Source organism: Actinocorallia aurantiaca (genome assembly GCF_039533685.1).
In the GTDB taxonomy this organism is placed as follows: domain Bacteria; phylum Actinomycetota; class Actinomycetes; order Streptosporangiales; family Streptosporangiaceae; genus Actinocorallia; species Actinocorallia aurantiaca.
This window is the reverse complement of sequence record NZ_BAAATZ010000012.1, coordinates 372,504-398,403: the sequence shown is the minus strand read 5'-3', so window position 1 is coordinate 398,403 and position 25,900 is coordinate 372,504. Positions and strand designations below refer to the sequence as shown.

At 71.6% G+C, this 25,900-nt stretch carries 27 protein-coding genes; 13 read left to right on the top strand and 14 right to left on the bottom strand.

What is annotated here, in order from left to right; genetic code table 11:
- Positions 1-42: 42 nt before the first annotated feature.
- A complete protein-coding gene (locus ABD327_RS16960) occupies positions 43-1,794 on the bottom strand; it encodes a right-handed parallel beta-helix repeat-containing protein (protein WP_344451363.1) in 1,752 nt (583 codons plus the stop codon).
- Between the two features lie 61 nt (positions 1,795-1,855).
- Between ABD327_RS16960 and ABD327_RS16955 the strand changes: the two genes are divergently transcribed.
- Together ABD327_RS16955 and ABD327_RS16950 are read left to right on the top strand one after the other, a co-directional pair.
- A complete protein-coding gene (locus ABD327_RS16955) occupies positions 1,856-2,740 on the top strand; it encodes a TetR/AcrR family transcriptional regulator (protein ID WP_344451362.1) in 885 nt (294 codons plus the stop codon).
- Between the two features lie 61 nt (positions 2,741-2,801).
- Complete coding sequence (locus ABD327_RS16950) at positions 2,802-3,404, top strand: hypothetical protein (protein WP_344451361.1); 603 nt, start codon at positions 2,802-2,804, stop codon at positions 3,402-3,404.
- 45 nt (positions 3,405-3,449) lie between these two features.
- Here the strand turns inward: ABD327_RS16950 and ABD327_RS16945 are convergent, their stop codons facing one another.
- Complete coding sequence (locus ABD327_RS16945) at positions 3,450-4,226, bottom strand: ABC transporter permease (RefSeq protein WP_344451360.1); 777 nt, start codon at positions 4,224-4,226, stop codon at positions 3,450-3,452.
- Complete coding sequence (locus ABD327_RS16940; RefSeq protein WP_344451359.1) at positions 4,223-5,173, bottom strand: ATP-binding cassette domain-containing protein; 951 nt, start codon at positions 5,171-5,173, stop codon at positions 4,223-4,225. The genes ABD327_RS16945 and ABD327_RS16940 overlap by 4 nt, the downstream gene beginning before the upstream one ends.
- A 48-nt stretch (positions 5,174-5,221) precedes the next feature.
- On the opposite strand from ABD327_RS16940, the gene ABD327_RS16935 reads away from it, so the two are divergent.
- Positions 5,222-5,968, top strand: a complete 747-nt coding sequence (locus ABD327_RS16935) for a TetR/AcrR family transcriptional regulator (RefSeq protein ID WP_344451358.1) — start codon at positions 5,222-5,224, stop codon at positions 5,966-5,968.
- A 114-nt stretch (positions 5,969-6,082) separates the two neighbouring features.
- On the opposite strand, the gene ABD327_RS16930 is transcribed toward ABD327_RS16935, so the two are convergent.
- Positions 6,083-6,649: a helix-turn-helix domain-containing protein gene (locus ABD327_RS16930; RefSeq protein ID WP_344451357.1), complete on the bottom strand. Its 567-nt coding sequence runs from the start codon at positions 6,647-6,649 to the stop codon at positions 6,083-6,085.
- A 101-nt stretch (positions 6,650-6,750) separates the two neighbouring features.
- On the opposite strand from ABD327_RS16930, the gene ABD327_RS16925 reads away from it, so the two are divergent.
- The gene (locus ABD327_RS16925; RefSeq protein ID WP_344451356.1) at positions 6,751-7,698 is read left to right on the top strand and encodes an alpha/beta fold hydrolase; all 948 of its coding nucleotides are present in this window, start codon (positions 6,751-6,753) and stop codon (positions 7,696-7,698) included.
- 56 nt (positions 7,699-7,754) lie between these two features.
- On the opposite strand, the gene ABD327_RS16920 is transcribed toward ABD327_RS16925, so the two are convergent.
- Genes ABD327_RS16920 through ABD327_RS16910 form a run of 3 tightly spaced genes read right to left on the bottom strand, consistent with a single transcriptional unit; the run spans position 7,755 to position 9,687 of the window.
- Positions 7,755-8,000, bottom strand: a complete 246-nt coding sequence (locus ABD327_RS16920) for a hypothetical protein (protein WP_344451355.1) — start codon at positions 7,998-8,000, stop codon at positions 7,755-7,757.
- On the bottom strand, positions 7,997-8,662 hold the full coding sequence (locus ABD327_RS16915; protein ID WP_344451354.1) for an ABC transporter ATP-binding protein: 666 nt from the start codon (positions 8,660-8,662) through the stop codon (positions 7,997-7,999). The genes ABD327_RS16920 and ABD327_RS16915 overlap by 4 nt, the downstream gene beginning before the upstream one ends.
- Positions 8,659-9,687: an ABC transporter permease gene (locus ABD327_RS16910; RefSeq protein WP_344451353.1), complete on the bottom strand. Its 1,029-nt coding sequence runs from the start codon at positions 9,685-9,687 to the stop codon at positions 8,659-8,661. Before ABD327_RS16910 ends, ABD327_RS16915 begins: the two co-directional genes overlap by 4 nt.
- Before the next feature lie 165 nt (positions 9,688-9,852).
- Between ABD327_RS16910 and ABD327_RS16905 the strand changes: the two genes are divergently transcribed.
- Positions 9,853-11,046, top strand: a complete 1,194-nt coding sequence (locus tag ABD327_RS16905) for a sensor histidine kinase (RefSeq protein WP_344451352.1) — start codon at positions 9,853-9,855, stop codon at positions 11,044-11,046.
- A complete protein-coding gene (locus tag ABD327_RS16900) occupies positions 11,043-11,678 on the top strand; it encodes a response regulator (RefSeq protein WP_344451351.1) in 636 nt (211 codons plus the stop codon). Before ABD327_RS16905 ends, ABD327_RS16900 begins: the two co-directional genes overlap by 4 nt.
- Positions 11,679-11,758: 80 nt before the next feature.
- Here ABD327_RS16900 and ABD327_RS16895 read toward each other — a convergent pair whose 3' ends face one another.
- Genes ABD327_RS16895 through ABD327_RS16880 form a run of 4 tightly spaced genes read right to left on the bottom strand, consistent with a single transcriptional unit; the run spans position 11,759 to position 14,736 of the window.
- A complete protein-coding gene (locus ABD327_RS16895) occupies positions 11,759-12,553 on the bottom strand; it encodes an SDR family NAD(P)-dependent oxidoreductase (RefSeq protein WP_344451350.1) in 795 nt (264 codons plus the stop codon).
- Positions 12,550-13,353: an SDR family NAD(P)-dependent oxidoreductase gene (locus ABD327_RS16890; RefSeq protein ID WP_344451349.1), complete on the bottom strand. Its 804-nt coding sequence runs from the start codon at positions 13,351-13,353 to the stop codon at positions 12,550-12,552. Before ABD327_RS16890 ends, ABD327_RS16895 begins: the two co-directional genes overlap by 4 nt.
- A complete protein-coding gene (locus ABD327_RS16885; RefSeq protein WP_344451348.1) occupies positions 13,346-13,588 on the bottom strand; it encodes a ferredoxin in 243 nt (80 codons plus the stop codon). The genes ABD327_RS16890 and ABD327_RS16885 overlap by 8 nt, the downstream gene beginning before the upstream one ends.
- Positions 13,585-14,736 (bottom strand): 3-ketosteroid-9-alpha-monooxygenase, oxygenase component, encoded by a 1,152-nt coding sequence (locus tag ABD327_RS16880; protein ID WP_344451347.1) that lies wholly within the window; start codon positions 14,734-14,736, stop codon positions 13,585-13,587. Before ABD327_RS16880 ends, ABD327_RS16885 begins: the two co-directional genes overlap by 4 nt.
- Before the next feature lie 151 nt (positions 14,737-14,887).
- On the opposite strand from ABD327_RS16880, the gene hsaA reads away from it, so the two are divergent.
- Both hsaA and ABD327_RS16870 read left to right on the top strand, forming a co-directional pair.
- Entirely contained in the window at positions 14,888-16,054 is a 1,167-nt protein-coding gene (gene hsaA, locus ABD327_RS16875; protein WP_344451346.1) for a 3-hydroxy-9,10-secoandrosta-1,3,5(10)-triene-9,17-dione monooxygenase oxygenase subunit, read from the top strand.
- A gap of 119 nt (positions 16,055-16,173) precedes the next feature.
- Positions 16,174-18,078 (top strand): propionyl-CoA synthetase, encoded by a 1,905-nt coding sequence (locus ABD327_RS16870; RefSeq protein WP_425547130.1) that lies wholly within the window; start codon positions 16,174-16,176, stop codon positions 18,076-18,078.
- A gap of 37 nt (positions 18,079-18,115) precedes the next feature.
- Here the strand turns inward: ABD327_RS16870 and ABD327_RS16865 are convergent, their stop codons facing one another.
- Positions 18,116-18,736 (bottom strand): TetR/AcrR family transcriptional regulator, encoded by a 621-nt coding sequence (locus tag ABD327_RS16865; protein ID WP_344451345.1) that lies wholly within the window; start codon positions 18,734-18,736, stop codon positions 18,116-18,118.
- Between the two features lie 280 nt (positions 18,737-19,016).
- Between ABD327_RS16865 and ABD327_RS16860 the strand changes: the two genes are divergently transcribed.
- Positions 19,017-20,285 (top strand): NAD(P)/FAD-dependent oxidoreductase, encoded by a 1,269-nt coding sequence (locus tag ABD327_RS16860; protein WP_344451344.1) that lies wholly within the window; start codon positions 19,017-19,019, stop codon positions 20,283-20,285.
- 38 nt (positions 20,286-20,323) lie between these two features.
- On the top strand, positions 20,324-20,731 hold the full coding sequence (locus ABD327_RS16855; protein ID WP_344451343.1) for a RidA family protein: 408 nt from the start codon (positions 20,324-20,326) through the stop codon (positions 20,729-20,731).
- A gap of 76 nt (positions 20,732-20,807) precedes the next feature.
- Here the strand turns inward: ABD327_RS16855 and ABD327_RS16850 are convergent, their stop codons facing one another.
- Positions 20,808-21,977, bottom strand: a complete 1,170-nt coding sequence (locus tag ABD327_RS16850; RefSeq protein ID WP_344451342.1) for an alpha/beta hydrolase family protein — start codon at positions 21,975-21,977, stop codon at positions 20,808-20,810.
- The gene (locus tag ABD327_RS16845) at positions 21,974-23,503 is read right to left on the bottom strand and encodes an FAD-dependent oxidoreductase (protein WP_344451341.1); all 1,530 of its coding nucleotides are present in this window, start codon (positions 23,501-23,503) and stop codon (positions 21,974-21,976) included. Before ABD327_RS16845 ends, ABD327_RS16850 begins: the two co-directional genes overlap by 4 nt.
- A gap of 169 nt (positions 23,504-23,672) precedes the next feature.
- Here ABD327_RS16845 and ABD327_RS16840 point away from each other — a divergent pair, with 169 nt between their 5' ends.
- The 3 genes from ABD327_RS16840 to ABD327_RS16830 all read left to right on the top strand — a co-directional run bounded on the left by ABD327_RS16840 (position 23,673) and on the right by ABD327_RS16830 (position 25,894).
- On the top strand, positions 23,673-24,290 hold the full coding sequence (locus ABD327_RS16840; RefSeq protein ID WP_344451340.1) for a TetR/AcrR family transcriptional regulator: 618 nt from the start codon (positions 23,673-23,675) through the stop codon (positions 24,288-24,290).
- Between the two features lie 64 nt (positions 24,291-24,354).
- Positions 24,355-25,104 carry an SDR family NAD(P)-dependent oxidoreductase gene (locus ABD327_RS16835; protein WP_344451339.1) on the top strand — a complete coding sequence of 250 codons (750 nt, stop codon included), beginning with the start codon at positions 24,355-24,357 and terminating at the stop codon, positions 25,102-25,104.
- A 13-nt stretch (positions 25,105-25,117) separates the two neighbouring features.
- Positions 25,118-25,894, top strand: coding sequence for an SDR family oxidoreductase (locus tag ABD327_RS16830; protein ID WP_344451338.1), 777 nt, complete (start codon positions 25,118-25,120; stop codon positions 25,892-25,894).
- Positions 25,895-25,900: the final 6 nt, after the last annotated feature.

Here is a 25,900-nt window from a genome sequence, read left to right as displayed (position 1 = left end):
GGCCGGGACTTCCAGGTCATCACGGGAGGCCGATGCGGTGGTTCAGCGCGAGGCGGCGGCCGGGGTCTCACGAAGGAGACCGGCTCGGGCCCGGATGGCGGCTGCGGCCTCCGGTTCGTGTTCGCCGGTGAACGTGGTGTTGTCCTCGTAGGTGACTCCGGAGGGCGGCGCGTCGGCGCCGACCGGGTCGGCGTCCCAGAAGTTGCCGCGGTAGACGACGTTGTCCAGCGGCGGCGACACGTGCAGGACGGCCGTGCTGTCGGCCCGGACGACCACGTTCTCCTCGACCGTCACCCACGCCGCGCCGTAGTCGGTGTACAGGCCGAAGTTGTACGGGGTGAGGGTGTCCTCGATGACGTTGCCCCGGATGACCGCTCCCGTGCCGTGGGAGCCTCCCTGCGGCCCGGACAGGTAGACGCCTCCGCCGTCGGCCAGCACCTGCATGGTGTTCGTGGTGAGGTTGCGCAGGATGCGGGTGCCCTGGCCGGGGCCGGCGACGATGCCGCAGTGGGGCACGTCGGCGATGTGGTTGTGCGCGACCGTGCATCCGGTCGTGCCGATCAGAGAAATGCCGGGTGAGCCGGAGAACTCCAGGGCGACGCGGTGGACCCGGTTGTCCTCCACGAGGGCGGAGCGGCTGCCGTCGAGCACGAGGGCTCCGGCGGAGAGCGTGTCGAAGTCGCACCCGCGCACCGTGATGTCCGCGCCGCCGGACACGCCGAGCCCGGCGGCGCCCAGCCGGGTGAAGCGGCAGCCCTCGATCCGCACGTCGGACGCGTCTTCCAGCACTACACAGGCGGGGATCGTGGCGGACTCGCCGGGCACCGTGACCGAGCCGACGCCCTCGCCGAGGGAGACGGTGTCGACCGGGCCTCCGGTGTAGAAACCGTTCCCGTGGTAGTGCAGGAACCCGTCAGGGCCGCTCGGCCGGAGCCAGGTCGCGTCGGCGAACGTCAGTCCGCGGAACGTCACGCCGCTCACGCCGGTGGCGCGCAGCAGCGTCTCCAGGACCGGCGCGACAACCTGCGTGCGTTCCGGGTGCTCGCCGGGGCGGGGCAGGTAGCGCAGGACGTGGTGGCCGGGACGTGAGCGGTCGAGGACGAATGTGCCCGGTTCGGTGAGGAAGGCGGCGTCGTTCTCCGCCCGGGTCGGCAGACCGGGTCCGCGTGAGGTCTGGCCTTCCCAGGTGGAGTTGTACAGCTCGAGGGCGTGGCCGAACGCGGGCTGCGTCATGGTGATCACGGTGCCGTCGCCGCCGGCCGAGACCGCGGCGACGCCGCAGCGGGCCTCCGTCCAGGGGTAGACGCCCCGGTGGACGAACTCCACGTCGCTCGGGCTGTGCCAGGCCAGGGGCGCCGTGCTGTCGGTGGTGTAACCGGTCTCGGTCATGGTGACCCGGCCGGGAAGCCCGCCGGCTCCGGCCCGTTCGGCCCGGCGGCCGTCCACGTACAGCTGGCGGGTGTCCAGGTCACCGACGTCGGCCAGCCACACGCCGTCCTGTTCCCGCCAGCCCGTGATGAGTCGGCCGCCGCTGACGACGACCTCCTCCTGCTCGGCCGTGCCGTATCCGTGGGGCTGGTAGACGACGCAGTGGCCGTCGCGACCCGAGTCGTCCTCGGTGATCTCCAGCGGCTCGGCCAGCAGGTGGGTCCCGGCCCTGAGCCGGACGACGATCTCGCCGGTGAGCGCGCGAGCCATGTGCCGGGCCCGGTCCAGGGTGGCGAACGGGTGCTCGCGTGTGCCCTGCGCGGCGTCATCCCCGTCCGGAGCGACGAACAGTTCGGTCATGGACATGCCATCTCCAGTCATGTTTATGGCGTACACCTGGTGTATACCATAAACGAAGGAGGAGATCATGGCACGCGGAAAAGCGGAAGATCCGGACCACGCGGTGGAGCTGTTGTGGCGTGAGGGCGGCGAGAAGCCCCGGCAGGGGCTGAGCCTCGACCGGATCGTGCGCGCGGGCGTAGAGCTGGCCGACGCCGAGGGCCTGGGCGGGCTGTCGATGCGGAAGGTGGCCGAACGGCTGGGTTTCACCACCATGTCGCTCTACCGGCACGTCCCCGGCCGCGACCAGCTCATCGACCTCATGTGCGACGAGGTGGCGGGTGAGACGGCGAGTGCCGGGCCCGTGGTGCGGGAGGAGGGCGACTGGCGGGTGCGGCTGGAGGCGTGCGCGCGGGAAGGGTGGGAGCTGCGCCGCGGGCATCCATGGCTGGCAGAGGTCAGGGGCGGCCGTCACGTGCCCGGCCCCCGCACCGTCGCCCGCTACGAGCAGATGCTGAGCGCGGTCGCCGGCACCGGCCTGCCCCCCGCCGAGGTGATCGCCGTGGTCGGTCTCGTCGGCAGGTTCGTCGACTCCGAGGCGCTGCTGCTGGTGGAGTCCGCCGAGGCCGAACGTCGCAGCGGCGTCAGCCACGAGGAGTGGTGGGGAGGTCGCGACACGCTGTTCGAGCGGTTGTACGCCTACCCCACGATCACCCGCCTGTGGGAGGAGGGAGGTTTCGACCGGCCGGAGGACACCTTCGAGTTCGGCCTCGCGCGACTCCTGGACGGCATCGAGCTGCTGATCCAAAAGCGTTACGAATCGAGTGACGAAACTGGGCTGTGCGTCGTGTGCGGCACGCCGGTGGAACGACCCGCCTCCGGTCGCCCCCGGGAGTACTGCTCCGCCTCCTGCCGGCAGCGGGCCTATCGCAGACGCAGAACCGGCCGGGATGGACAGAGCCGAGAAAAGTGACGGCCGGGGGTGCCGGAGCAACGGCTGGAGCCTGCCGCCACCGGGACGGTACGGTCGCCGGATGAGAATGCGTCCGGTGTTCGCGGCCCTGGCGTTGCTCGCCCTGTCCGCCTGCGGATCCCAGGTGCTCAGCGCCGCCCAGACGGAGCGGCTCGAGCGGGACGGCGTGGACCTCGTGCTGGTCTATCTCGTGGAGATCCCCGGTTACGCCCTCGCCGAGCAGTCGCTCGGCGTCATCGGCGAGGACGGCTTCGGCGCCTCGTACACGGACGGCGGTGGAAGGGTCGCTCATCTGCGCGTCGAGCGCGGCGCCTACACCGATGAGCTCTGCGCCGGGCCGTTCACGGACGCTCCGTCCGACGCCCCGGTCACCTGCGTCCGCGATGACGTCGGCTGGTACCGTGCCTCGAACGGCCGTCACGAGTACATCGCCGTCTCCGGCGATCACCGGCTCAGCCTGAACGCTCCCCTGGACGACCCGGACCGCGCCGTCCTCGGCCGGGCGCTCGCCGAAGCAGAGGACCGGTTCGGTGACAAGGCGCGTTTCGGCAGCCCGCCGCCCGTGCGTCTCAGTGATCCGTCGCCGACCTCCCCGGCGCCCCGAGGCGACCTCCCGACGATCGGCGATGGCGCGCCCGTCCACCCGTCCGGCCCCGGCGGATGACAGTGGAGACGGGCCGGGCGGATGAGCGGGAACGGGTGACGCCCCCTAAGCGGAGGTCCTGCGGCGGAACAGGAGCGCCGCGACCGGCGCGCTGACCACCACGATGCCCGTGAGCCAGGCCGCCGCCAGCGCGCCGGACGAGCCCATCGGCTGGTCCAGGAGCAGCGACCTGAGCGTGTCCACGATCGGCGTGATCGGCTGGTGGTGGGCGAAGCCGCGCAGCGCCTCCGGCATGGTCTCGGCCGGCACGACCCCGTTGGACAGGTAGGGCAGGAAGAGCACGAAGAAGCTGAAAGCGCCGGCCGCCTGGGGAGAGCCGACCAGCAGCCCCCAGAGGACGGACAACGACGACATCGCCAGGACGTATCCCGCCACCACGGCCAGCACCAGGAGCCAGTCGACGGGTGAGGCGTCCGGCCGGAAACCCATGAGGAGCGCGGCGATCAGCGCGAAACCACACGTGGTCACGTTGCGGACCACCGAGGCGACCACGTGCCCGGCGGGGACCGCCCAACCGCCGACCGGCAGGGTGCGGAAGCGGTCGATCATGCCCCCAGTCATGTCCTCGGAGATGCTCACGGCCGTCAGCGCGGCGCCGTACCCGCCGGCCATCAGCAGCACGGCGGGCACCACGAAGTCGACGTAGTCCAGCTTGCTGGAGCCGGTGGTGATCGCCCCGCCGAAGACGTACACGAACAGCACCATGATGATCACGGGCAGGGCGATGTTCACGATGAGGCCGTCGATGAGGCGTGTCTCGCGGCGCAGGTTGCGGGTGACGAGGAGGCGCAGGTCGCCCGCCGAGGTGAGGACGGCGCTCATGCCGCGGCTCCCGTGAACTCGAAGAAGACGTCGTCGAGGGTGGGGGAGCGCAGTTCCGTGCGCTCGATGGCGACGCCCGCGTGGTGCAGCAGGTTCAGCGTGTGGCGCAGATGGTCGGGGCCCTGGACGGCCAGCGTGATCTCGTGTGCTTCGGCTTCGCCGCCGGCCCCCGTCTCGCCGAGCGCGGATCTGGCGCGCTGTACGTCCTCGGCCCGTGCCAGGCGCAGGACCAGGCGTTCGGTGCCGACCTGGCGCTTGAGGGCGTCGGGGGAGTCGTCGGCCACGACACGGCCGCCGTTGATCACCACGACGCGGTCGGCGAGGTGGTCGGCCTCCTCCAGGTACTGCGTGGTGAGCAGGATGGTGGTGCCGGAGGCCAGCAGTTCGCGGATCACCGACCACAGTTCGGCCCGGCTGCGCGGGTCGAGTCCGGTCGTGGGCTCGTCGAGGAAGAGGATCCGGGGCTCCGAGACCATGCTCGCCGCGAGGTCGAGGCGCCGCCGCATCCCGCCGGAGTAGGCGGAGACCCGACGGTTCGCGGCCGCGGCCAGGTCGAAGCGCTCCAGGAGCTCCTGCGCCCGCTGCCGTGAGCGCCGCCGGCCCAGGTGGTAGAGGCCGGCGAAGAGTTCCAGGTTCTCCCGCCCGGTCAGCAGGTCGTCCACCGTGGCCTGCTGGGCGGTCAGGCCGATCATCGGGCGCACCGCCGCGCCCTCGCGCACGACGTCGTGCCCGCCCACCGTCGCGGTGCCGCCGTCGGGCGCGAGCAGCGTGGTCAGGATGCGCACCACGGTGGTCTTGCCCGAGCCGTTGGGACCGAGCAGGGCCAGCAGTGAGCCGGTGGGCACGGTCAGGTCGATCCCGGCCAGCACCCGGGTCTCGCCGAAGGATTTCGTCAGGCCTCGGGCATGGATCGAATCTGTGAGCGTCCTACTGTGTATGAGCGTCATGGTTTTAAAATAGTGCACAATCCTGGGAGCGGGTCAAGGAGGGATTCGATGGCGCAGGAGCGGCCGCTGCCGTCCGTGGTGGAGCGCATGTGGGGACGCGAGCCGGTGACGCGCCGGGGTCCGCGGCCGCGCCTGGACCTGGCCACGATCACCGACGCCGCCATCGAGATCGCCGACGCCGAGGGTCTGACCGGTGTCTCCATGGCCGCCGTGGCGTCGCGGGTGGGAGTGGCGGCGACGGCGCTCTACAGGTACGTCGACAGCAAGGAGGACCTGCTCACCGCGATGACCGACGGCATCGTCCCGCCGCCTCCCGAACCGGAGGGCACGCCCTGGCGGGACTACCTCGCCCTGTGGACCCGGATCCAGCGCGACCTCCTGCTGGAACACGCGTGGCTGCTGTCCGTCGTCCGGCTCGTCCCGCCGCTGGGACCGCAGCGGCTGCTGTGGTTCGACCGCGCGCTGACCGCCCTGGAGGGCACGGGACTCGGCCCCGGCGAGAAGGTCAACGTGGTGACCTCCCTGACCGGATACGCGCTCACCGACGCCACGCTCACCTACGGCCTCGGCGTCGGGGACCCGCAGATGGAGAGCGCCTCGATCTCCGGCGCCGCCGACTACGGCGAGATGCTCACCGGACTCATCGACCCCGAGACCTATCCGTCCCTGTCGGCCGTGCTGCACGAAGGCGCCATGCACGGCGCCGAGGGCTGGGTGGAGGACGCCGATTTCGTCTTCGGACTCGACCTGCTGCTCGACGGCGTCGAGGCGCTGATCGGACGGAGGGCGCGGTAAGGCCGCTTCCCCGGCACCCCCGAAGTGCCGATGAACCTCTTCCTTCACGTGCGAGCCTCACTGTTCCGAAGGAAGAAGAACCGCGAGTGCGACGCGCAGTACCCGCGTGGTCAATCAAGAATCACTGGTCTGGGTTTCGGAGGCGTCGTGGGGCGGTTCCGCGGTGGGGAACAGGATCGGGCTCAGTATGTGCGGTGTGCGGTGCGGCGCGGGGCGGTTCTCCAGCCGGGGCGTGATCGCGTCGCGCATCTCTTCGATCATTTCGGCGCGTTCGTCCGGGCTGAGCCAGAGCACGTGTTGCCGGTAGCCCACGGCGTCGGCGGCCGGATCGGCGCCGTCGTGGTCGAGATAGGCGTTGAACTCGGCCAGCAGGGTGGCCATGGCGGCGGCGAACGCGCGGCGGTGGTCGGCGGGCGACATCGACGCGGCCGTGTCGGCGTCGATCACGGCGCGTTCGCGGCACAGCCGGTAACGGCGTTCTACGGCGCCGCGTACCCGCTGCTCGCCTTCCACCTCCAGGACACCGCCCTCGGCGAGTACGCCGATGTGCCGGTACACGGTGGCCTTGTGCACGTCGCGGATGCGATCGCACAACTGAGAGGTCGTGAAAACGCGCCCGCCGGACATGGCCTGCACGATGCGCAGCCGCACCGGATGCGCCAGCAGCTCCAAGGTGTCCACGGCCACAATGATCGCATATCTGCTAACGTTCGCGAAAATTGCGAACGTTAGTCGACGTTCGCCGAACCCCCGGGCATGCCCTGGAATCCGAAGGAGCAGTGATGCGAAGTCAGTCATTCGAAGGCCCGCCTGCGACGGAGGGCGACGCGGGGGATCCGGCGACACCACTGGGGCGCCGGTACGACGTGAAGGGACGACGGCTGTTCCTGCACCGCTCAGGTACAGGGGGCCCGAGCGTGGTGTTCCTGCCCGGCGCAGGCCTGGTCGGGTTGGACTTCTGGAACATCCACGAACGCGCCGCACAGTTCACCACCAGCGTCCTCTACGACCGCGCCGGGACGGGCTGGAGCGACCCGGCCGACCTGCCCCGTACCCCCGCCCAGGTCACCGACGAGCTGCGCGGGCTGCTGCACACCGCCGAGGTGCCCGGCCCTCATCTGCTGGTCGGACACTCCCTGGGAGCCTTCTACGCGCGCCGCTATGCCCAGCGCTTCCCCGATCAGGTGGCGGGCCTGCTGTTGCTGGACCCCGGCCATGAGGACATCGCGGACTACATGCCGACCGAAGCGGTCCGCATGAACGAGCAGGCGAAGCCCGATCCCGAACGGCTACCGGACCTGACCGACGAGCAGCTCCATGCGGCTCGCGGCCAGTACGCGCAGCTGTATGCGTCGTGGCCGGACGCGATCCGCCGCGGCCTCATCGACCATCACCTCACCTCGTGGCGCACCGGCCTGCGGGAGAGTGGGAACTTCGAGACCGAGGTCTACGACGAACTCCGGCGCGGCGGGGACCTGCCGGATGTGCCGCTGACCGTGCTCACCGCCGGAGGCGACAATCCCTACTGGGCACAGTTCCTGTCCGAACAGGCCATGCGCGAGGCACTCGATGGCCTACGTGCCATGCACGCGGCCCTGACCGCGTCCGTCCCCGGCGGCGAACAACGCGTACTCTCCAGTGCCTCCCACCAATACGCACACATCGAACAGCCCGACGCGGTTCTCCATGCACTCCGCGACCTGCACGACAAAATCGTCGAACGGCGGTAACAGGTCCCTTGGCGCATCCGGTCTGGCCGGAGGCGGTGGCCGCCCGCTGATCGTGCTCACCGCCGGAAGCGGCAATTCCCACTGGATCGTAGGGGGCGGGCGTCGCCGATGCCCCGAAGGAGGGTGTCGACGACGCGGGCGGCGAGGGCGTCGCGGTCGTGCGCGGCTTCGTGGATCAGGGAGTAGTAGACGCGGCGGGCCCAGGCCAGGTCGGTGCCGGGGCGGAGGAGGCCGGTGTCGCGGGCTCGCCGGAACAGGGCGTCGGCGCCCGTCGCGGAGGGGACGTGGGGCGGTCGGGTCATGGCGGCGTCAGGCGGCCGTCGTGCATGGTCGCCACCCGGTCCGCGCGGTCGAGATGGCGGCTGTCGTGGGTGACCAGGACGGTGGCGAGGCCGTGGTGCCGGGTCAGGTCGGCCAGCAGGTCGACGATCTGGGCGCCGCGGTGCTCGTCCAGGGCCGAGGTGGGCTCGTCCACGAGCAGGACCTCCGGGGCGCCCATGAGGGCGCGGGCGATGTTGACGCGCTGGCGTTCGCCGCCCGACAGCTGGTGCGGGCGGGAGCGCAGCCGGTCCTTCAGGCCCACGGTGGCCAGCAGCCGTTCGGCGTGGTCGGGGCGGGATGCGCCGCCTCGCATGCGGTCGGTGACCTGGAGCTGCTCCACCGCTGTGAGCGAGGGGAGGAGGTTGGGCTGCTGGAAGACGATCCCCACGCGGTTCAGGCGCAGCCGGGTGCGTGCGGCGTCGGACAGGGCCCCGGCGTCGGTATCGCCGACCAGGATCCGGCCCGCCCGCGGGCGGACCAGCGTGGCGGCCACGGCCAGCAGGCTGGACTTGCCCGACCCGGACGGGCCGACCACGGCGGTCAGGGTGCCGTCGGGGACGTGCAGCGACACCTCGTCCAAGGCGACCAGTTCGCGGTCGCCGTCGGGGTAGACCAGGCGGACGTCGGTCAGGGTGAGGCTCATCGTGCGGCTCCCAGCGCGGTCAGCGGGTCGACGGAGGTGATGCGGTACACCGCCAGCGCCGCGCCGAGCATCCCCAGCGCGATCATGCCCAGGGCGGGGGCCAGGGTGGTGGAGAGCGTCAGGGCGAACGGCACCGAGCCGGACGCGACGGCTCCGGCCGCGGCCCCCGCGGCCCCGCCCAGTCCCGCGCCGGCGGCCAGCACCAGCAGCGCCTGGACGAGCGCGTCGCGCACCAGGTAGCCGCCGGAGCCTCCCAGCGCGCGCAGGACGGCGATGTCGCCGCGCCGCTGGACGGTCCACACGGTGAAGAACGCGCCGATCACCAGGGCGGAGATCGCGAACAGGAACCCGCGCATCAGGGTGAGCGAGCCGTTCTCCGCGCTGTAGGAGCCGATCGCGTCGACGGCGTCCCCGGTCGTGGCGGTGAGGGTGCGGGCGGCCCGGTCCCCGGCGGCGGGGTCGACGCCGTCCTCCAGCCTCAGGGCGATGACGGTGCCCGCGACGCCGGGACGGGCGCCGTCGAGCTTCCGCCAGGCGTCCAGGGGGATCCGCACCACAGGGGTGTGGGAGTACCACCGGTCGGCGGTGATCCGCGTGACGGTGAGCCGCTCGCCTCCGATCTCGATCGGGTCTCCGGCCGAGACGCGCAGCGCGGTGGCGGCGGTCCGGCTGAGCAGGACCCCGGCGTCCGGTCCGCCGAACACGGTCACGCCGAGGCCGGTCCCATCGGCCCTGGCCCGTGTCTGGGTGATGCCGAGCGGGTGCGCCGACCGCACGCCGGGCTGCCGCCGCCACTGTTCCACCTGCCGGTCGGTGACGCCGCCGTCGCCGAAGGACCTGCCGGTCTCGGCGTCGAAGGCCAGGTGGGTGGCGGGCAGCCGCTGGACGGCGGAGATGTTCTGGTCGGCCAGCCCGGCCGTGAGTCCCGACAGGAACACGATGAGAAAGGTGATCAGGGTGACGACACCGCTCATCAGGGCGAAGCGCCCCTTGGCGTAGCGGATGTCGCGTAGAGCGACGAACATAAGGTCCCCATGTCTTCGGTGGTGACTCCACGATCGCCGTTCCGGAGCCGGCTGCCATCGCCGTGAAGGTCGGTTCGCGGACGCCATGGGATCGACCGCGACATCCATCAAAAGGTTGACTCTTCCGCCCGGGTTCGCCGCAGCCGGGGAATGTTTGCTTATCTGGTGGCTGTGACCAGCGAGAACGGGGACGCCGAGGAGGACGGCCGGGTGCTGCGGCTGATGCGGACCGCGGTGCACGGCGTCTTCGCGGTGCTGCTGGCGGTGGCGCTGACGCGCACCCTCCTGTCCGGGTACTGGCCGCCGCTGGTGCCCGCGGTGCTGCTGGGCGCCGTCTACGGGGCCGGAGCCGCCCTCGACCACCGGATGACGGCCGCGGGCGCCAGGCTCTGGCTCGCCGGGGTGATCGGCCTGTGGGCGGTGACTCTGGCGCTCAGCGTGGACTACAGCTGGCTGGCGTTCCCCATCTTCTTCCTGTGCATGCACCTGCTCCCCGTGCGGGCGGCGGTGGCGCTGATCATCGGACTCACCGCCGCGGTGATCGCCGCGGTCGCGGTGCACCAGGGCGGCCTGGGGACGGGCCTTGTGCTGGGCCCGAGCATCGGCGCGATCGTCGCGGTGCTGCTGGCGCTGGTCTACGCGGGCCTGTACCGGGAGGCCCGGCGGCGCCAGGCGCTGATCGAGGACCTGGTGCGCACCCGCGCGGACCTGTCCTCCTCCCAGCACCGGGCGGGGGTGCTGGCCGAACGGGAACGGCTGGCCCGCGAGATCCACGACACCGTCGCGCAGGGCCTGTCGAGCGTGCTCCTGCTGTTGCGCGCGGCCGACGCCGCACTGCCCGGGCAGGCCGAGCGGATCGGCCGGGCCCAGGTGGACGCCGCGCGCGGCAAGCTCCGCCTCGCGCAGGCCGCGGCCGCCGACAGCCTGGCCGAAGCCCGCCGCTTCGTCCTCGATCTGGCGCCGCCCGCCCTCCAGGACACCCCGCTGGCGGACGCCCTGCGCAGGGTGTGCGACGGCCACGGAGCCCTGTTCCACCTCGAAGGCGAGCCGGTGGAACTGCCCACAGGCCACGAAGTGGCCCTGCTCCGGGTGGCCCAGAGCGCCCTGGCCAACACGGGCGCGCACGCCGGGGCCACCCGGGTCGGCGTGACCCTCAGCTATCTCTCCGGCAGCGTGGTGCTGGACGTGTTCGACGACGGCCGCGGCTTCGACCCCGCCCGCGTCCGCCCCTCGGGCACCGGCTACGGGCTGCGGGCCATGCGCGACCGCGTCACCGAGCTCGGCGGCACCCTGGTCGTCGAGTCCACTCCCGGCGAGGGCACCGCCGTCGCCGCCACGATCCCCTTGGAGCGGGCATGACCGCACCCGTCCGGCTGCTGCTGGTCGACGACCATCCGGTCGTCCGCCGCGGCCTGCGCGCGGTCTTCACCGACCATCCCGGCATCGAGGTGGTCGGCGAGGCGGGCGACGGAGAGCGGGCACTGGCCCTGGTGCCGGACCTCCGCCCCGACGTGGTGCTGATGGACCTGCGGCTCGGCCCGGGCATGCAGGGCGCGGAGGCGACCCGGCGCATCACCGCGCTGCCCGGCCCCCCGCACGTCCTGGTGCTGACCACCTACGACAGCGACGCCGACATCCTCGCCGCGGTCGAGGCGGGCGCCACCGGCTACCTGCTCAAGGACGCCCCGCCCGAGGAACTGCTGGCCGCCGTGCGCGCCACCGCCCAGGGCCGGGCCTATCTGGCCGCGCCGGTGGCGTCCCGGCTACTGGGACGGATGCGTTCCCCCGGGCCCGCGCTGTCGGTCCGCGAGCTCGAGATCCTGGAGCTCCTGGCCCGCGGGCTGTCCAACAAGCAGATCTCCAGGCGGCTGTTCATCAGCGAGGCCACCGTCAAGACCCATCTGGTGCACATCTACGGCAAGCTCGGCGTCGAGAGCCGCACCGCGGCCCTCGCCGCGGCCTTCGACCGCGGCGTCATCCGCCCGCGCTGACCCGGCGCCCGCGGAAGGCTCCCGGGAAAAGGAGAAGGGGAGCGGCGCGCCGCTCCCCTCTCTTCGCAGTCCCGAAACGCTCAGCTCGCCGGGGGCAGCATGCGCTTCATGGCGGCGTGGGCCTTGGCGACGAGGACGGAGCGGGGGAAGCCCGCCCGCTTCTGGACGGCCTCGTAGTTGCCGCCGGCGACCCAGATGGGGCCGTCGGAGAGGTGCTCCAGGCCTTCGCGGGCGACGTCGTCGGGGTCGGCGACGTTCAGGCCCGGCATGTCCATGTTCAGGCCGGCACGTTCCATGGCGGGGGTGCGGGTGACGCCGAGGATCAGCTCGAGGACGTCCACGTCGTACTCGCGCATCTCCAGCCACAGGCCCTCGGCGAAGACGCGGCCGAAGGACTTGACGGCGGAGTAGATGCTGATCTGGGCCTGGCCCATGTAGCCCGCCATCGAGCCGACGAGGAGGATGCCGCCGCGGCGGCGCTCCTTCATCAGGGCCCCGAAGTGGTGGGTCAGGGCGAGCTGGGCGGTGATGTTCAGGTCGATGACGTCCTGGAAGCGGTCCAGGTCGCCGGTGACGAACTCGTGCCCGTAGCTGTTGGCGCCCGCGTTGAAGACCAGGAGGCCGACCTCGACGTCGTCGGTGACCTCGCGGACCGCCTTGAGGGGGTTCTCCGCGACCAGGTCGAGCTGAAGAGTGCGCACCTCGACGCCCTTGGCGCGGACCTGCTCGGCGGTCTCCTCCAGGGGGCCGGGCTTGCGCGCGATGAGCACCAGGTTGATGCCCGCGTCGGCCAGGCGGTGGGCGAAGGCCGAGCCGACTCCCTCGGAGCCTCCGGCGATGACGGCCCAGGGGCCGTACTTGGTGCTGTCGATCATTGTTCTCCGTCCAGGTCCGGGGTCCAGGCGACTCCGTTGATGTGGGAGCCGCCGTCCACGAACAGGGTGTTTCCGGTCAGGTAACGGGCGCCCTCACTGGCGAGGAAGAGCGCCACGGGGGCGATGTCGGTCTCGGGGTCACCGAGCCTGCCCATGGGGTTGGCGCGGTCGGCGGCGGCCTCGATCTCGGGGTGTTCGGCGGCGATCCGCCGGAACGCCGCGCTCTTGGCGCCGGGGCAGACCGCGTTGACGACGACTCCGGTGGGGGCCCACTCGCGGGCGGCCGTGCGGGTGAGGGTCCGCAGGGCCTCCTTGGCGGAGTTGTACTCCAGGCTCCCCATGTGGGCGTTGACGCCGTTCAGCGAGCACATGTTGATCACACGGCCCCAGCCGCGCGCCTTCATGTGCGGGAAAGCGGCACGCATCGCCCAGAAGGGCCCGTAGTAGCCCATGGCGAAGCCGCGCTGGAGCTGCTCGTCGGTCTTGGTCTCGACCCGGCTGACGCTGCCCGCGCCCCAGGCGTTGTTCACCAGGACGTCCACCGAGCCCCAGGTCTCGACCGCGGTGCGGACCATGGCCTCGACCTGGGACCTGTCGGTGACGTCGGTGGGAAGGAAGAGGGACTCCGCCCCGAAGTCCTCCTCCAGCTCCCGGGTGACCCGCGCGCCGGTCTCGGGGTTCAGCTCCGCCACCAGGACCTTGGCCCCCTCGGCGGCGAAGCGGCGGGCGACGCCTCTTCCGATGCCGTCGCCCGCTCCCGTCACGACCGCCGTGCGGCCCGCCAGCACGCCGTCACTCATCGACGACCTTGACGGTGCCGTTCAGCGTGGCCTGCTGGATCGTGATCCTCAGGTCCGGGCAGGTCCGGTACCGGTCGGTGCGCAGGTTGGGGCAGTCCTCCATGGCCTGCTCGCTCCACTGGATGGAGGTCTGCTCCCAGCTGGACTTGCGCACCAGCACGGGCCCGTCGCACCGCTGGCAGCGCAGCGGCTGCATGGGCGCGTCGGCCAGCCGGTTGTCGGGGCGGATGGTCATGACTGTCCTTCGGCGGCGGCCCGGGCGAGGTTCTCCTCGCACTCCCTGGCCCAGGACTCGACCGGACGGGTGGTGTCGATCTCGAACTCGAACCGCTCGGTCATCTCGGGCGCCACTTCCGCGGTGTTGACGTAGAACTGCTCGTACCAGCGGCGCAGCTGGTAGACGGGCCCGTCCTCCTCGCACAGCAGCGGGTTGTCGATCCTGGCCTTGTTCTTCCAGATCTGGATGTCCTGGTCGAAGCCCCTGAGGATGAAGCCCGACAGCTTGCCGGCGAGGACCTCTGCGGCCTCCTTCGGCAGCTGGTCGCTGTGCTTGGCGATGATGCCCGAGTGCAGGACGAAGGAGTTCTCGTCGATCGGGTAGTGGCAGTTGATGAGGACCGAGTGCAGGTCGAAGCCCTGGTAGTGGTAGGTCAGCTCGTCGACCATGAACGACGGGCCGTGGTAGGTCGCCACCGAGGTGTTGCCGATCATCGTGTTGCCCTCGGCGTCGGGCCGGGCGACGTCGGGGCGGGTCTTGCCCTTCATGATCTGGGTGGCGGTGGTGCCGTCGAAGATGTTCTTGAAGTACGTCGGGAAGGAGTTGTGGATGTAGAAGAAGTGGGCCATGTCGACGACGTTGTCCACCACCTCGCGGCAGTTGGTGTTGACGATCTGCTCGGTCCACCGCCAGTCGGTCCAGTCGTCGCTGGTGGCGCCCTCGATCCGCGGGATGGTGACGTCGGCGGGGGGCGGGTTGCCCTCGGGGTCGTTCCAGACGAACAGCAGGTGGTCCTGCTCCATGGTCGGCCAGGAGGAGGTGCGGGCGCGCAGCGGCACACGGCGCGAGTAGGGGATCTTGGCGCAGCGGCCGTTGCCGCTCCAGCGCCAGTCGTGGAAGGGACAGGCGATGTCGTTGCCCTTGACGGTGCCCTGGGACAGGTCGCCGCCCATGTGCCGGCAGTAGGCGTCGAGGACGTTCACCTTGCCGTCCTCGCCGCAGAAGACCACCAGCTTCTGGCCGAAGGCCTGGATGGTGTGGGGCTTGCCGTCCTTGAAGCTCTGGGCGAGCCCCAGGCAGTGCCAGCCGCGGGCGAACCGGTTGGGGATCGTCTCCACTTCGATGGCGCGGATCGCATCGGTCTCAGCTGCAGCCACGGTGATCATCCCTTCGGGGGCGGTTTTGATGCCAGAAGAACGCTATGTCGCAGGTCACTGCCCGGATCCGCCGAGTCTCATTGGCCGGGACGCTTTGCCTGGGCCCTCTCGGCACCATGGTCTTCTGCTCAACGTACCCTGAGCACGAGGAGAGTCGCCGATGAGCAACGAGGTCCTGGAGGCGGTACGCGGGCTGCTGCCGAAGATCGCCGAACGGGCCAGAACCGTCGACGAGAAGGGGCGGATCCCCGCGGCGTCCGTCCGCGAGCTGACCGAGGCGGGAGTCTTCCGGATGCTCCAGCCCGTCAAGCGCGGCGGCATGGAGGCCGACCCCCTCTCTTTTTACCGCGTGGTCCGGGAGATCGCCGGCGCCTGCGGCTCCACCGGCTGGGTGGCGGCGGTGCTCGGCGTGCACTCCTGGCATCTGGCGCTCTTCCCCGAGGAGGCCCAGAACGAGGTCTGGGCGAAGAGCCACGACACGCTGGTGGCCTCCTCCTACGCCCCGCTCGGGCGGCTGACCCCGGTGGACGGCGGTTACGAGCTGTCCGGACGCTGGGGATTCGCCTCCGGCTGCGAGTTCGCCTCCTGGATGCTGCTGGGCGGCCTGGTCGTCGGCGAGCAGGGCAGGCCCGTGGACTTCATCACGGTGCTGGTGCCCAAGAGCGACTACGAGATCCAGCGGGTGTGGGACACCACCGGCCTGCGCGGCACCGCCAGCGACGACATCTCGGTGGAGCGGGCGTTCATCCCCCAGCACCGCGTGGTGCGCAACTACGACCAGGCGCAGCTGCGCGCCCCCGGCTGCAGGATCAACACCGGGCCGCTGTACCGGATCCCGTTCGGAACGATCTTCACCACCACCGTCGCGTCCGCGGTGATCGGCGTGGTGGCCGGCTGCTACGACTTCTACGTGGGGGCCATGCGCGACCGCATCCGGCTCAGCCTGGGCGGCGGCCGGTTCGTGGACGACCAGTTCGCCCAGGTCGCGGTGGCCCGCTCCGCCTCGGAGCTCGACGCCGCCGTCCTGCAGATCGAGCGCAACCTGCGGGAGCTCTACGAGCACGCCGTCCGCAACGAGGAGATCCCGATGGAGCTGCGCCTGCGCGCCCGCCGGGACCAGGTGCGCGGCGTGGAGCGGGCGACCGAGGCGGTCGACCGGCTGTTCAAGACCGCGGGCGGCAACTCCCTGCGGCGCGGCAACATCATCGAGCGGGCCTGGCGGGACGCCCACTCCGGCAGCATCCACGTGGCCAACGACCCAGAGCGCGCGCTGGCCCTGTACGGCAGGGGCGAATTCGGGCTGACCATTGAGGACAACCTGGTCTGACGGCTCCTGCCGGAACGCCCTCACGCCTGTCCGCGCCACCTCCCGTCAGAGGGGCAGACGTATGGTGTTAATGGTCACCCCGGGCCCGACGGCCCGGGAGATCCCGGCGGACTGGAGGCGTGAAGGTGGGAGCGTACTCGGAGGCCTATCGGCGGAGCCTGACCGATCCGGAGGGGTTCTGGCTGGACGCCGCCCGTCTCATCGACTGGGAGTCCTTCCCCACCCGGGCCCTGGACGACTCGGGCGCCCCGTTCTACCGCTGGTTCTCCGACGGGGAGCTGAACACCTCCTACAACGCCCTCGACCGGCACGTCGAACGCGGCCACGGCGACCGGGACGCGCTGATCTGGGACTCGGCGATGGTCCCCGCCAAACGCCGCTACACCTACCGCGAGCTGCGCGACGAGGTGGCCAGGGCGGCCGGGGCGCTGGTCTCGCTCGGCGTCGGTAAGGGCGACCGGGTCATCGTCTACATGCCGATGGTGCCCGAGGCGGTCATCACCATGCTGGCCTGCTCCCGGATCGGGGCGGTGCACTCGGTGGTGTTCGGCGGGTTCGCGGCCAAGGAGCTGGCGGTGCGCATCGACGACGCCCGCCCCAAGGTGGTCGTCGCGGCCTCCTGCGGGCTGGAGCCCGGCCGGATCGTGTCCTACAAGCCGATCCTCGACCAGGCGCTGGGCCTGAGCTCCCACCACCCGGACCACGTCCTGGTTTTGCAGCGCGACCAGCAGCGCGCGGAGCTGGGCCCGGGCGAGCACGACTGGGAGGACGTCGTCCCGGACGCCGCTCCCGCCGACCCGGTACCGGTCGCCTCGACCGACCCGCTCTACATCCTCTACACCTCCGGGACCACCGGGAAGCCCAAGGGAGTCCTGCGCACCACGGGCGACCACGCCGTCGCGATGGCCTGGTCGATGGGCGCGGTCTACGACGTCCGCGAGGGCGACGTCTGGTGGACCAGCTCCGACGTCGGCTGGGTCGTCGGCCACAGCTACATCGTGTACGCCCCGCTGCTGGCGGGGGCGACGACCGTCGTCTACGAGGGCAAGCCGATCGGGACCCCGGACGCGGGCGCGTTCTGGCGGGTGATCTCCGAGTACGGGGTGCGGAAGCTCTTCGCCGCGCCCACCGCCCTGCGAGTGATCAAGAAGGTGGATCCGAAGGGGGCCGAGCTCGCGAAATACGACCTCGGCTCGCTGACCGGGCTGTTCATGGCGGGTGAGCGCCTCGACCCGGAGACCTACCAGTGGGCCTCGGAGATGCTGGGCGTCCCGGTGGTCGACCACTGGTGGCAGACGGAGACGGGCTGGGCGATCGCCGCCAACCCGCGCGGCCTGGAGCCGATGCCGGTCAAGCCCGGCTCGGCCACCGTCCCTATGCCCGGCTGGGACGTGCGGATCGTCGGCCCCTCCGGCGAGCCGATGCCCGCCGGCCGGGAGGGCGAGATCGTCATCGGGCTCCCGCTGCCGCCCGGAGCCCTGGCCACTCTGTGGGGTGACGACGAGCGTTTCACCGAGTCCTACCTCAGCCGGCACGAGGGGTGCTACACCACCGGCGACTCCGGCCTCTTCGACGAGGACGGCTACCTCACGGTGCTGGGCCGCGTCGACGACGTCATCAACGTGGCGGGCCATCGCCTGTCGACCGGCGCGATCGAGGCCGCGCTCGCCTCGCACCCCGCCGTGGCCGAATGCGCCGTGATCGGCGTCCCCGACCAGGTCAAGGGTCAGATCCCCTACGGCCTCGTCGTCCTCAAGTCCGGCACGGACGCCGACGAGGCGGAACTGCGCGCCGAACTCGTCGCCGCGGTCCGCCGCGACATCGGCCCCGTCGCCGCGTTCCGCGATGTCACCGTCGTCCACGCCCTCCCCAAGACCCGCTCCGGCAAGATCCTCCGCAAGACCATGCGCGGCCTGGCCGAGGGCCGCGACGAGCAGCCCCCGCCGACCATCGAGGACCCCGCCGTCCTGGAGGCGCTGAAGCCCCTCCTGCGGCCGGGGGCCGCCGGAGACCCGGGGAACTGACCCGGACGCGCGGAGGCCGCCGCCGGACCCGGAGAGGTCAGGGGCGGGTCGCGGCGAGGATGAGGTCGACCATCTTGTCGATCTCGGCGTCGCGGGGGCGGCGGCCCAGCATCAGGGGGCCGAGGAACAGCGGCGCCACCAGCATGGTCACGACCGTTTCCGGGGAGTGGGCGTCACCGGCCTCGCCGCGGGCCGCGGCGCGGGCGACCATCTGCCGCCAGGCGTCGAGGACGGGCCGGTACTGGTCGATGACCAGGGCGTTGAAGTCCGGGTGGCGGCGTCCGGCCATGAGGCCCGACATCGCCAGGTCGACGGGGTCCGCGGCGAACGAGGCCACCAGGTGCGCGAAGGCGCGCACGTCGGATTCCCAGGAGCCGGTGTCGGGGGGCTCGACCTTGCGGACGTGCAGCGACAGGGCCTCGACGAGGAGGTCGTCGTGGGTCGGCCACCAGCGGTAGAGGGTGCGGCGGCTGACTCCCGCCCGTTCGGCGACCTCGACGGTGGTGAAGGTGATCTTCCCCTCCGCCAGGAACGCGAGGACGGCCTCGCCCACGGCGCGGCGCACCCGTTCGCTGCGGCCGCCGCTCCTGGTGCGGACCCGGGCGGGGGCGGGGTCGTCCCGGTCCTCGTCCGGAGGACGACGGTCTTCCGGCTCCACCGCGCTCACCTCGCCTCGTGTCCTCCGCTCCGGGCGGGCCGGGGCTCCCCGCCGTTCGGCCCCGCCAGTTTAGGGCCGGGACGGTGTCGGCCGGATCCGTGGTCGGCTCCGTCTCCCGCGCGCCGGCAGGGTCGGGAGGCCACTTTCCAGACCAATGAAACAGATTCTTAACGACACACAGTGGATACTTTAGCGGCTCCAAGTGCGATGATCCTGCGAGGGCCGAGGACACCCCCCGCCTCAGGTCGACGCCCGAGTCATCGAACGAGGAGAGCAGGACATGCAGGAGCGGTACGACTTCATCGTGGTGGGGGCCGGGCCGATCGGCTCGTCCACGGCCCGCCATCTGGCGGAGGGCGGGCACTCGACCCTGGTGGTCGGGCCCGACGAGCCCGCCGGGTTCGAGGACCACCAGGGGGTCTGGGCCGGCTACTACGACGAGGGCCGCCTCGCCCACGTGCTGGAGGTCCCCCTCATGACCTCCATGCTCGCGATGCGCTCGATCCGCCGGTTCGCGAAGCTGCGCGAGCGCACCGGCGTCGAGTTCACCGTCCCGACCCACTCGGTGTCGGTCATGCCCCGGCAGACGCTCACCACCTCCGCCTCGGACTGGTTCGACCGGGACCTCCTCGCCCGCAACGCCCGCGACCTCGGAGTCGAGGTGTTCGAACTGGACGAGGACGGGCTGCGCGACGCCTACCCCTCCCTCGACTTCGAGCCGGGGCACGTGGCCCTGGTCCAGCGTGATGCCTTCATCCTCAACCCCCGGCGCCTGGTGGAGGCCGAACTCGCCGCGGCCGTCGCGGCGGGGGCCGTGCTGGTGCGCGACGAGGTCGTCCGCACCGAGAACACGGATGACGGCGTCCTCGTGACGGCCGCTTCGGGCGCCTCGTGGCGGGCCGGACGGGTGGTCCTGGCCACCGGCGCCGCCAGCAACGCCACCGGCCTGCTGCCCCGCCCGCTGCTGATGCCGAGTTTCGGGGCGACCGTCGTCCTCGTCGAGGTCGACGGACCGGACGCCGTCGACATGCCCGCCATGATGTACCTCAAGTACCGCGAGGGGCGTTCGCTCTTCGGCGGCATCGTCATGTCCCCGCGGCCCTACCCCGACGGCAAGTGGTACGTGAAGGTCGCCGGCGGGAGCCTGCTGGCCAACCCGCTGGACACCGCGGAGGAGATCTCCGCCTGGGTCCGCACCGGCGGCCGCCGGGAGGACATCGACGAGGCCCTCGCCGTCCTGCACGACCTGATGCCCGGCCGGGAGTTCGGCCCCGCGCGGACCCGGCCATGCATGGTCTCCGCCACCCCGACCGAGCGCCCCTACATCGACTGGGTCGACGGGGGCGACGGGTCCGATGAACCCGATAAAACCACGATCATCGCGGTCGAGGGCGAGCGCGGCGCCATGGCCGCCGACGAGATCGGACGGCTGACCGCCGAACTGGCCGTCCACGGCCGGTGGAAGGACACCATCCCCCACGAGGTGTTCCAGGCCCACTGGGCCGAACCCGGCTGGACCACCGCGGGATGGCTCGCCTCCCAGCGGTGAACCCGCCCGCCCCACGACCGAGAGAACCGGAGAAGACCATGCTGAACAACCAGGTGCCCGTCATCCCCGAAGGGATGCGGAAGATGTACGACGACTGGCACATCGCCCCCGCCGTCCGGGCCGGGGACTTCGTCTTCTGCTCAGGAGTACTGGGCACCGGCGCCGACGGCAGCGCCCTCGCCGACCCGGCCGACCAGTTCGACGCGGTGTTCCAGAACCTGCGCCATGTACTGGCCGCCGCCGGCGCCGACCTGTCGCACGTCGTGGAGATGGTCACCTTCCACCTCGACCTCCAGGCGGACATCTCCGCCTTCACCGCGGCCAAGGACCGGCACGTCGCCGAGCCGTACCCCGCGTGGACCGCCGTCGGCGTCACCCAGCTGGGAGCGGACGCCATACCCGGCGCCCGCGTGGAGCTCAAGGCGACGGCGTACCTGGGCTCCTGAGCCCGCGTCCGGCCCCGCATGACGAAGGCCCTTCCCGGTCGTCGCGGGAAGGGCCTCTCGAAGGAGCGGGGTCGTGTCAGGAGCCGGAGCGGAGTGACTCGACGAAGGCGTAGGAGTCCTCGAAGGACGCGCTCAGGACGCCGCGGTGGTCGGCGCCCTCGTAGACGTCGTAGTCGACCTCGCCGCGTTCGCGCAGCTCGCCGACCAGCAGGTCGGTGGTCTGCTTGGAGACCAGCACGTCCGCGGTGCCCTGCGCGACCTGGGTGGGGACCCGCAGGTCGAGGTCGACCGGATCCTGGGAGCGCAGGTAGGCGGTCAGGGGCGCGAGGTCGGCGCCGGGCCGGAAGACCTTGTCCAGCGGGAAGGTCAGGGCGATCTCACGATGCTTGGCGGTGCACTGGGTGCGGCCGGCCGTCAGCAGCGTGGCGGACGCCTCCTCGGTCAGCATCTCCTCGGGCACGATCGCGGGATCGGCGGCCTCGGCGCCGGTGATCAGGGTCGGTAGGAACGCCAGCGCGTACTGGGCGCCGGGCAGCTGCGACTGGATGTAGTCGACGGTCTGGCTGAGGCCGTAGCCGCCGGGGGCCAGCGAGACCACGCCCTTCAGGTTCAGCTGACCCGTCCGCTGCTCGGCCGCGGCGGAGTACAGGGCGGCCTGGCCGCCCTGGCTGTGGCCGATCGCGAACCAGTCCCGTCCGATCCGGTGGTCCAGCGCGCGGGCGGCGTGCACGATGTCCACGACGGTGTTTGCGGCGCTCTCCCCGTTCATGTAGGGGTGGCCGCCCTCGGTTCCCAGGCCCTCGTAGTCGGTCTGGACGACGGCGTAGCCGCGCGACACCCATTTGTCCAGGTAGGCGGCGGTGATGGAGACGTAGTCGTGGACCGGCCCGTCAGGGGTGTCGGCGGAGGGCGCGCACACGTCGGCGGTGCCGGTCGTGCCGTGCGCCCAGCTGATCACCGGCCAGCCTCCGCGCGGGGCCCGGCCCTCGGGGGTCGACACGGTGCCCGACACCTTGATCTTCTTGCCGCCCACGCCCTGGGAGGTGTAGGTGACCAGCCGGTTGGCCGCGGCGCTGGGCAGCGCCGCCGAGGTGGTCAGCGGACGGTCGGACAGGACCCGGCCGCGCTGCCCGGGCGGGACGTCCTTCGGTCCGGCCGAGGCGGGGACGGAGGCGACGGCCGTCGCCCCGGTGAACAGGGCCGCAGTCGCGGCGAGTACGGACGTGCGCTTGCCTGCTGATCTCAAGACTGCTCTTCCTTCATGTGGTTGACCGCGCGGTAGGCGAAGACCATCGCGGTGCCGATCGGGATGCCGGGCCCCGGGTAGTAGGGGCCGGTGAAGGAGGCGCTGCTGTTGCCGGAGGCGTACAGGCCGGGGACGGGGACGCCCTCGGCGTTCAGGACGCGCCCGTCGGTGTCGGTGCGCAGGCCGCCCTTGGTGCCCAGGTCGCTGAGGACCACCCGGGCGGCGTAGTAGGGCGGCTGATCGACCGGGACGAGGGCGGGGTTGGGGCCCTTGCCGACGGAGAAGAACCGGTCGTAGGCGTCCTCGCCGCGGTGGAAGTCCTCGTCCACGCCCTTTTCGGCGAAGGAGTTGAAGCGCTCGACGGTCGCGGTCAGGGCGTCGGCGGGCAGGCCCAGCCTCTCCGCCAGTTCGGGGAGCGTGTCGGCCTGGATCCAGGTGCCGGCGGCCAGGTGCTCCTCGGGCACGGCGGCGGGGACGGAGATCGCGGGCAGGCCGCCGGAGCGCGAGTCGAAGACCAGGTGGGCGGGCACCCGTCCGGGGGCCTCGGCCATCCTGCGGCCCATCTGGTCGTAGGGCAGGGACTCGTTGGCGAAACGGTTCCCGGACGCGTCGACGATCAGGCCGCCGCGGAAGCCCAGAAGGAAGGCGGCGTTGCCGTCCGGGGTGGCCAGGCCGGGGCACCACCAGCCCTGGTCCATCGAGCCCAGGGCGGCGCCGACCTCGGTCGCCGCCCTGATCGCCGCGCCGGTGTTGGAGCCCGCGGGGGCCATGGTCCATTCGGCCGAGCCGGGCAGGCCGTGCTCCTCGCGCAGCCCGGGGTCCCGCTCGAAGCCGCCGGCGGCCAGCAGCACGCCGCGCTCGGCGCGGATCCGCACGGTCCCGCCGTCGGTCTCGGCCTCCACGCCCGTGACCCGGCCGTCCTCGACGACCAGCCGGGTCACCGCGGTGCCGGTGCGGACGGTTCCGTTGCCGGTGCCGGTGAAGGCCAGCAGCAGCCGCCCGATCAGCGCCCGGCCCTGGACCAGCGGCGCGTCGGGGTCGTGGCCCAGACCGGCGCGGTCGCGGTCGACCGGCGGGCGCACGAGGGCGGCCAGTTCGCCGATCCTCTCGTGGGGCAGGACGCGCGGAATGAAGGAGCGGCCCATGTCGAGCCGGCCGGGGGCGTCGAAGTAGTCGGGGAACGGCTGCCACTTGAACTCGACGGCGGGGTCGCTCTCCAGGAACGCCACCACTTCGGGGGCGGTGGCCAGGAAGACCTCGCGGTACTCGGAGTTCTCCTCGCCCAGCAGCGCCTTCAGGTAGGTGCGGGCCGACTCGGTGGAGTCCCCGGCCCCGTCCCGTTCCTGCACCTGGCTTCCGGGCAGCCAGATGGCCGCGCCCGAGTAGGCGGACGTGCCGCCGAGCAGAGGTGTCTTCTCCAGGACGACGGTGCGCAGCCCGCCGGCCGCCGCCGCCAGCGCGCCGGCCATGGCTCCCGCGCCGGATCCGGCCACGATCACATCGACGTGCTCGTCCCAAGATTCCACGGAATTCACCATAAAATGTCCTTTCACGTTCACGGCGATTCCCAGGCAAGCAGCAGGTCGTGAAGTGCCAGAGGTCTCATCCCACTCACCGGTATCCTGATCCGAGGTGAGCCGTCTCCGCGTCAACATGGTCGGGTCAGCCGTATGTCGAGCATGAACGGGGGAGACCGTGCCGAGGATCGCAGCCGCGAGGCCGCCCGCCGAGCCCAGCTCGCCCGAGCAGCACGACAGAAGGCAGCGGATCCTGCGCACGGCCGTGCGGATCGGCTCGGAGAAGCCGCTGGAGCGCGTGCAGATGCACGAGGTGGCCAAGGCCTCCGGAGTCGCCATCGGCACCCTCTACCGGTACTTCCCCTCCAAGATCCACCTGTTCGCCGCCGTCATGGCCTCGCAGGTCGACCGCTTCCGGGAGAGCATCCGCCCGATGCCCGGCGCGGCCCCCGAGGACGTGGTGAGCGAGCTGCTGGTGGCCGCCAGCAAGGAGCTGCTGCGCCGCCCCGTGCTGGCGACGTCGATGCTCCAGTCGGCCAACACCGCCAACGTGGCGACCGTGAGCGACGCCATCAAGATCGACAACACCTTCAGGGCGATCGTGCTGGAGTCCCTGGGCATCGAGGTGCCCAGCGTCCAGGACGTCACCCTGGTCCGGCTGCTCATGCAGTGCTGGTACGGCGTGCTGCAGTCCAGCCTGAACGGCCGCGCCTCCATGGCCGACGTGGAGAACGACATCCGGATGGCCTGCCGGCTGCTGCTGGCCCCCCGCTCCAACGCCCCGAAGCCCGGCTGACCTCGCGTTCCGTTGACCGGGATCCGGCGGGAGACCGGCGTCACACCTCGGTACTTTCCCGGGCATGAAGCGTTTTGACGGAGTGAAGGTGCTGCTCACCGGGGCGGCTTCGGGGATCGGCAGGGCCACCGCGATCAGGCTGGCGGCCGAGGGCGCTGCGATCTTCGCCGTGGACCGGTCCGAGGAGGGGCTCGCCGGGACCGCCGAGGCGGTGGGCGGCCCGGGGACCCTCACGACCCGCGTCGTGGACGTCACCGACGAGTCCGCGGTGGTCGCCGCGGTGCGGGAGGCCGTGGACGTCCTCGGCGGCATCGACGTCCTGGCCAACGTGGCGGGCGCGCACCGCACCACGCCGATCGACGAGCTGACCGTCGAGGACCTGAACTTCCTGTTCTCGGTGAACCTCGTGGGCACCGCGCTGTTCTGCCGCGAGGCCCAGCGGCACCTGCCCGACGGCACGGGCGTCATCGTCAACGTGTCCTCGCTTTCGGCGACCCAGGGCAACCCCTACATGAGCGCCTACTCGGCGTCCAAGGGCGCGGTCCTGTCGTTCTCCCTCAGCCTGGCCGCCGAGCTGAGCCACCGCCGGATCAGGGTGGTGCCCGTCTCCCCGGGCAGCACCCTCACCCCGCTGACCCTGCGGCCCGACGTGCTGCCCCAGGGCCGGGACCACCGCTACTTCGACCGGATCCTGGCGCCGTTCGGCGCGGCGGACCCTGAGCAGATCGCCTCGGTGATCGCGTTCGCGGCCTCCTCTGACGCTTCCTACCTGACCGGCCTCGACCTGCGGGTCGACGGCGGTTCCCACATGTGAGAGGAAGACGGACATGACACGCACCATCGCGGTGAGCGGATCGGCGTCCGGCATCGGCAGGGCCCTGGCCGGGCTGCTGCGCGACCAGGGCGACAAGGTGATCGGGATCGATCTGGCCGGCGCCGAGGTCGAGGCCGACCTGAGCACTCCGGAGGGCCGCTCCCGCGCGGTCGGGGAGGTGCTGGAGCTGTCGGGAGGGACGCTGGACGGCGCCGTGGCCTGCGCAGGGGTCTCCGGTCTGACGACCCTCACGGTGACGGTCAACTTCTTCGGCGCGGTCGAGCTGCTGGAAGGGCTGCGGCCCGCGCTGGCCCGGGCGGAACGCCCCCGGGCCGCGGTGGTCGGCTCCATCTCCGGCACCCAGCCGGTGGACGACGACGTGGTGCGGGCCTGCCTGGAGGGCGACGAGCCCACCGCGCTGAAGGCGGCGGAGCTGTCCCTGGAGAAGGGGAAGGGCCGCAAGCTCTACCCGTCGGGGAAGTCGGCGGTGGCCCAGTGGCTGCGCAAGGCGGCGGTCGGCCCGGACTGGGCGGGGGAGGGCATCGCGCTCAACCTGATCGCGCCGGGCGTGGTGCGCACTCCGATGAGCGAGCCCCTCTTCGCCGACGAGAAGATGTTCAAGGTCATGAACGAGGCGGTCCCGATGCCGCTGAACGGCTACGCCGACGCCGAGGTGATCGCCGAGACGCTGCGCTGGCTGATCTCCCCGGCCAACTCGCACATGGCGGGGCAGGTCATCTATGTGGACGGCGGCGCCGAGGCGACGCTGCGGGGCCCGGAGGTCTTCTGACACCGG

Bases quoted from the DNA above. Each gene is read 5' to 3' on its own strand.
- ABD327_RS16960 (WP_344451363.1), bottom strand. From the start codon at position 1,794: ATGTCCATGACCGAACTGTTCGTCGCTCCGGACGGGGATGACGCCGCG.
- ABD327_RS16955 (WP_344451362.1), top strand. From the start codon at position 1,856: ATGGCACGCGGAAAAGCGGAAGATCCGGACCACGCGGTGGAGCTGTTG.
- ABD327_RS16950 (WP_344451361.1), top strand. From the start codon at position 2,802: ATGAGAATGCGTCCGGTGTTCGCGGCCCTGGCGTTGCTCGCCCTGTCC.
- ABD327_RS16945 (WP_344451360.1), bottom strand. From the start codon at position 4,226: ATGAGCGCCGTCCTCACCTCGGCGGGCGACCTGCGCCTCCTCGTCACC.
- ABD327_RS16940 (WP_344451359.1), bottom strand. From the start codon at position 5,173: ATGACGCTCATACACAGTAGGACGCTCACAGATTCGATCCATGCCCGA.
- ABD327_RS16935 (WP_344451358.1), top strand. From the start codon at position 5,222: ATGGCGCAGGAGCGGCCGCTGCCGTCCGTGGTGGAGCGCATGTGGGGA.
- ABD327_RS16925 (WP_344451356.1), top strand. From the start codon at position 6,751: ATGCGAAGTCAGTCATTCGAAGGCCCGCCTGCGACGGAGGGCGACGCG.
- ABD327_RS16920 (WP_344451355.1), bottom strand. From the start codon at position 8,000: ATGACCCGACCGCCCCACGTCCCCTCCGCGACGGGCGCCGACGCCCTG.
- ABD327_RS16915 (WP_344451354.1), bottom strand. From the start codon at position 8,662: ATGAGCCTCACCCTGACCGACGTCCGCCTGGTCTACCCCGACGGCGAC.
- ABD327_RS16910 (WP_344451353.1), bottom strand. From the start codon at position 9,687: ATGTTCGTCGCTCTACGCGACATCCGCTACGCCAAGGGGCGCTTCGCC.
- ABD327_RS16900 (WP_344451351.1), top strand. From the start codon at position 11,043: ATGACCGCACCCGTCCGGCTGCTGCTGGTCGACGACCATCCGGTCGTC.
- ABD327_RS16895 (WP_344451350.1), bottom strand. From the start codon at position 12,553: ATGATCGACAGCACCAAGTACGGCCCCTGGGCCGTCATCGCCGGAGGC.
- ABD327_RS16890 (WP_344451349.1), bottom strand. From the start codon at position 13,353: ATGAGTGACGGCGTGCTGGCGGGCCGCACGGCGGTCGTGACGGGAGCG.
- ABD327_RS16885 (WP_344451348.1), bottom strand. From the start codon at position 13,588: ATGACCATCCGCCCCGACAACCGGCTGGCCGACGCGCCCATGCAGCCG.
- ABD327_RS16880 (WP_344451347.1), bottom strand. From the start codon at position 14,736: ATGATCACCGTGGCTGCAGCTGAGACCGATGCGATCCGCGCCATCGAA.
- hsaA (WP_344451346.1), top strand. From the start codon at position 14,888: ATGAGCAACGAGGTCCTGGAGGCGGTACGCGGGCTGCTGCCGAAGATC.
- ABD327_RS16860 (WP_344451344.1), top strand. From the start codon at position 19,017: ATGCAGGAGCGGTACGACTTCATCGTGGTGGGGGCCGGGCCGATCGGC.
- ABD327_RS16855 (WP_344451343.1), top strand. From the start codon at position 20,324: ATGCTGAACAACCAGGTGCCCGTCATCCCCGAAGGGATGCGGAAGATG.
- ABD327_RS16835 (WP_344451339.1), top strand. From the start codon at position 24,355: ATGAAGCGTTTTGACGGAGTGAAGGTGCTGCTCACCGGGGCGGCTTCG.
- ABD327_RS16830 (WP_344451338.1), top strand. From the start codon at position 25,118: ATGACACGCACCATCGCGGTGAGCGGATCGGCGTCCGGCATCGGCAGG.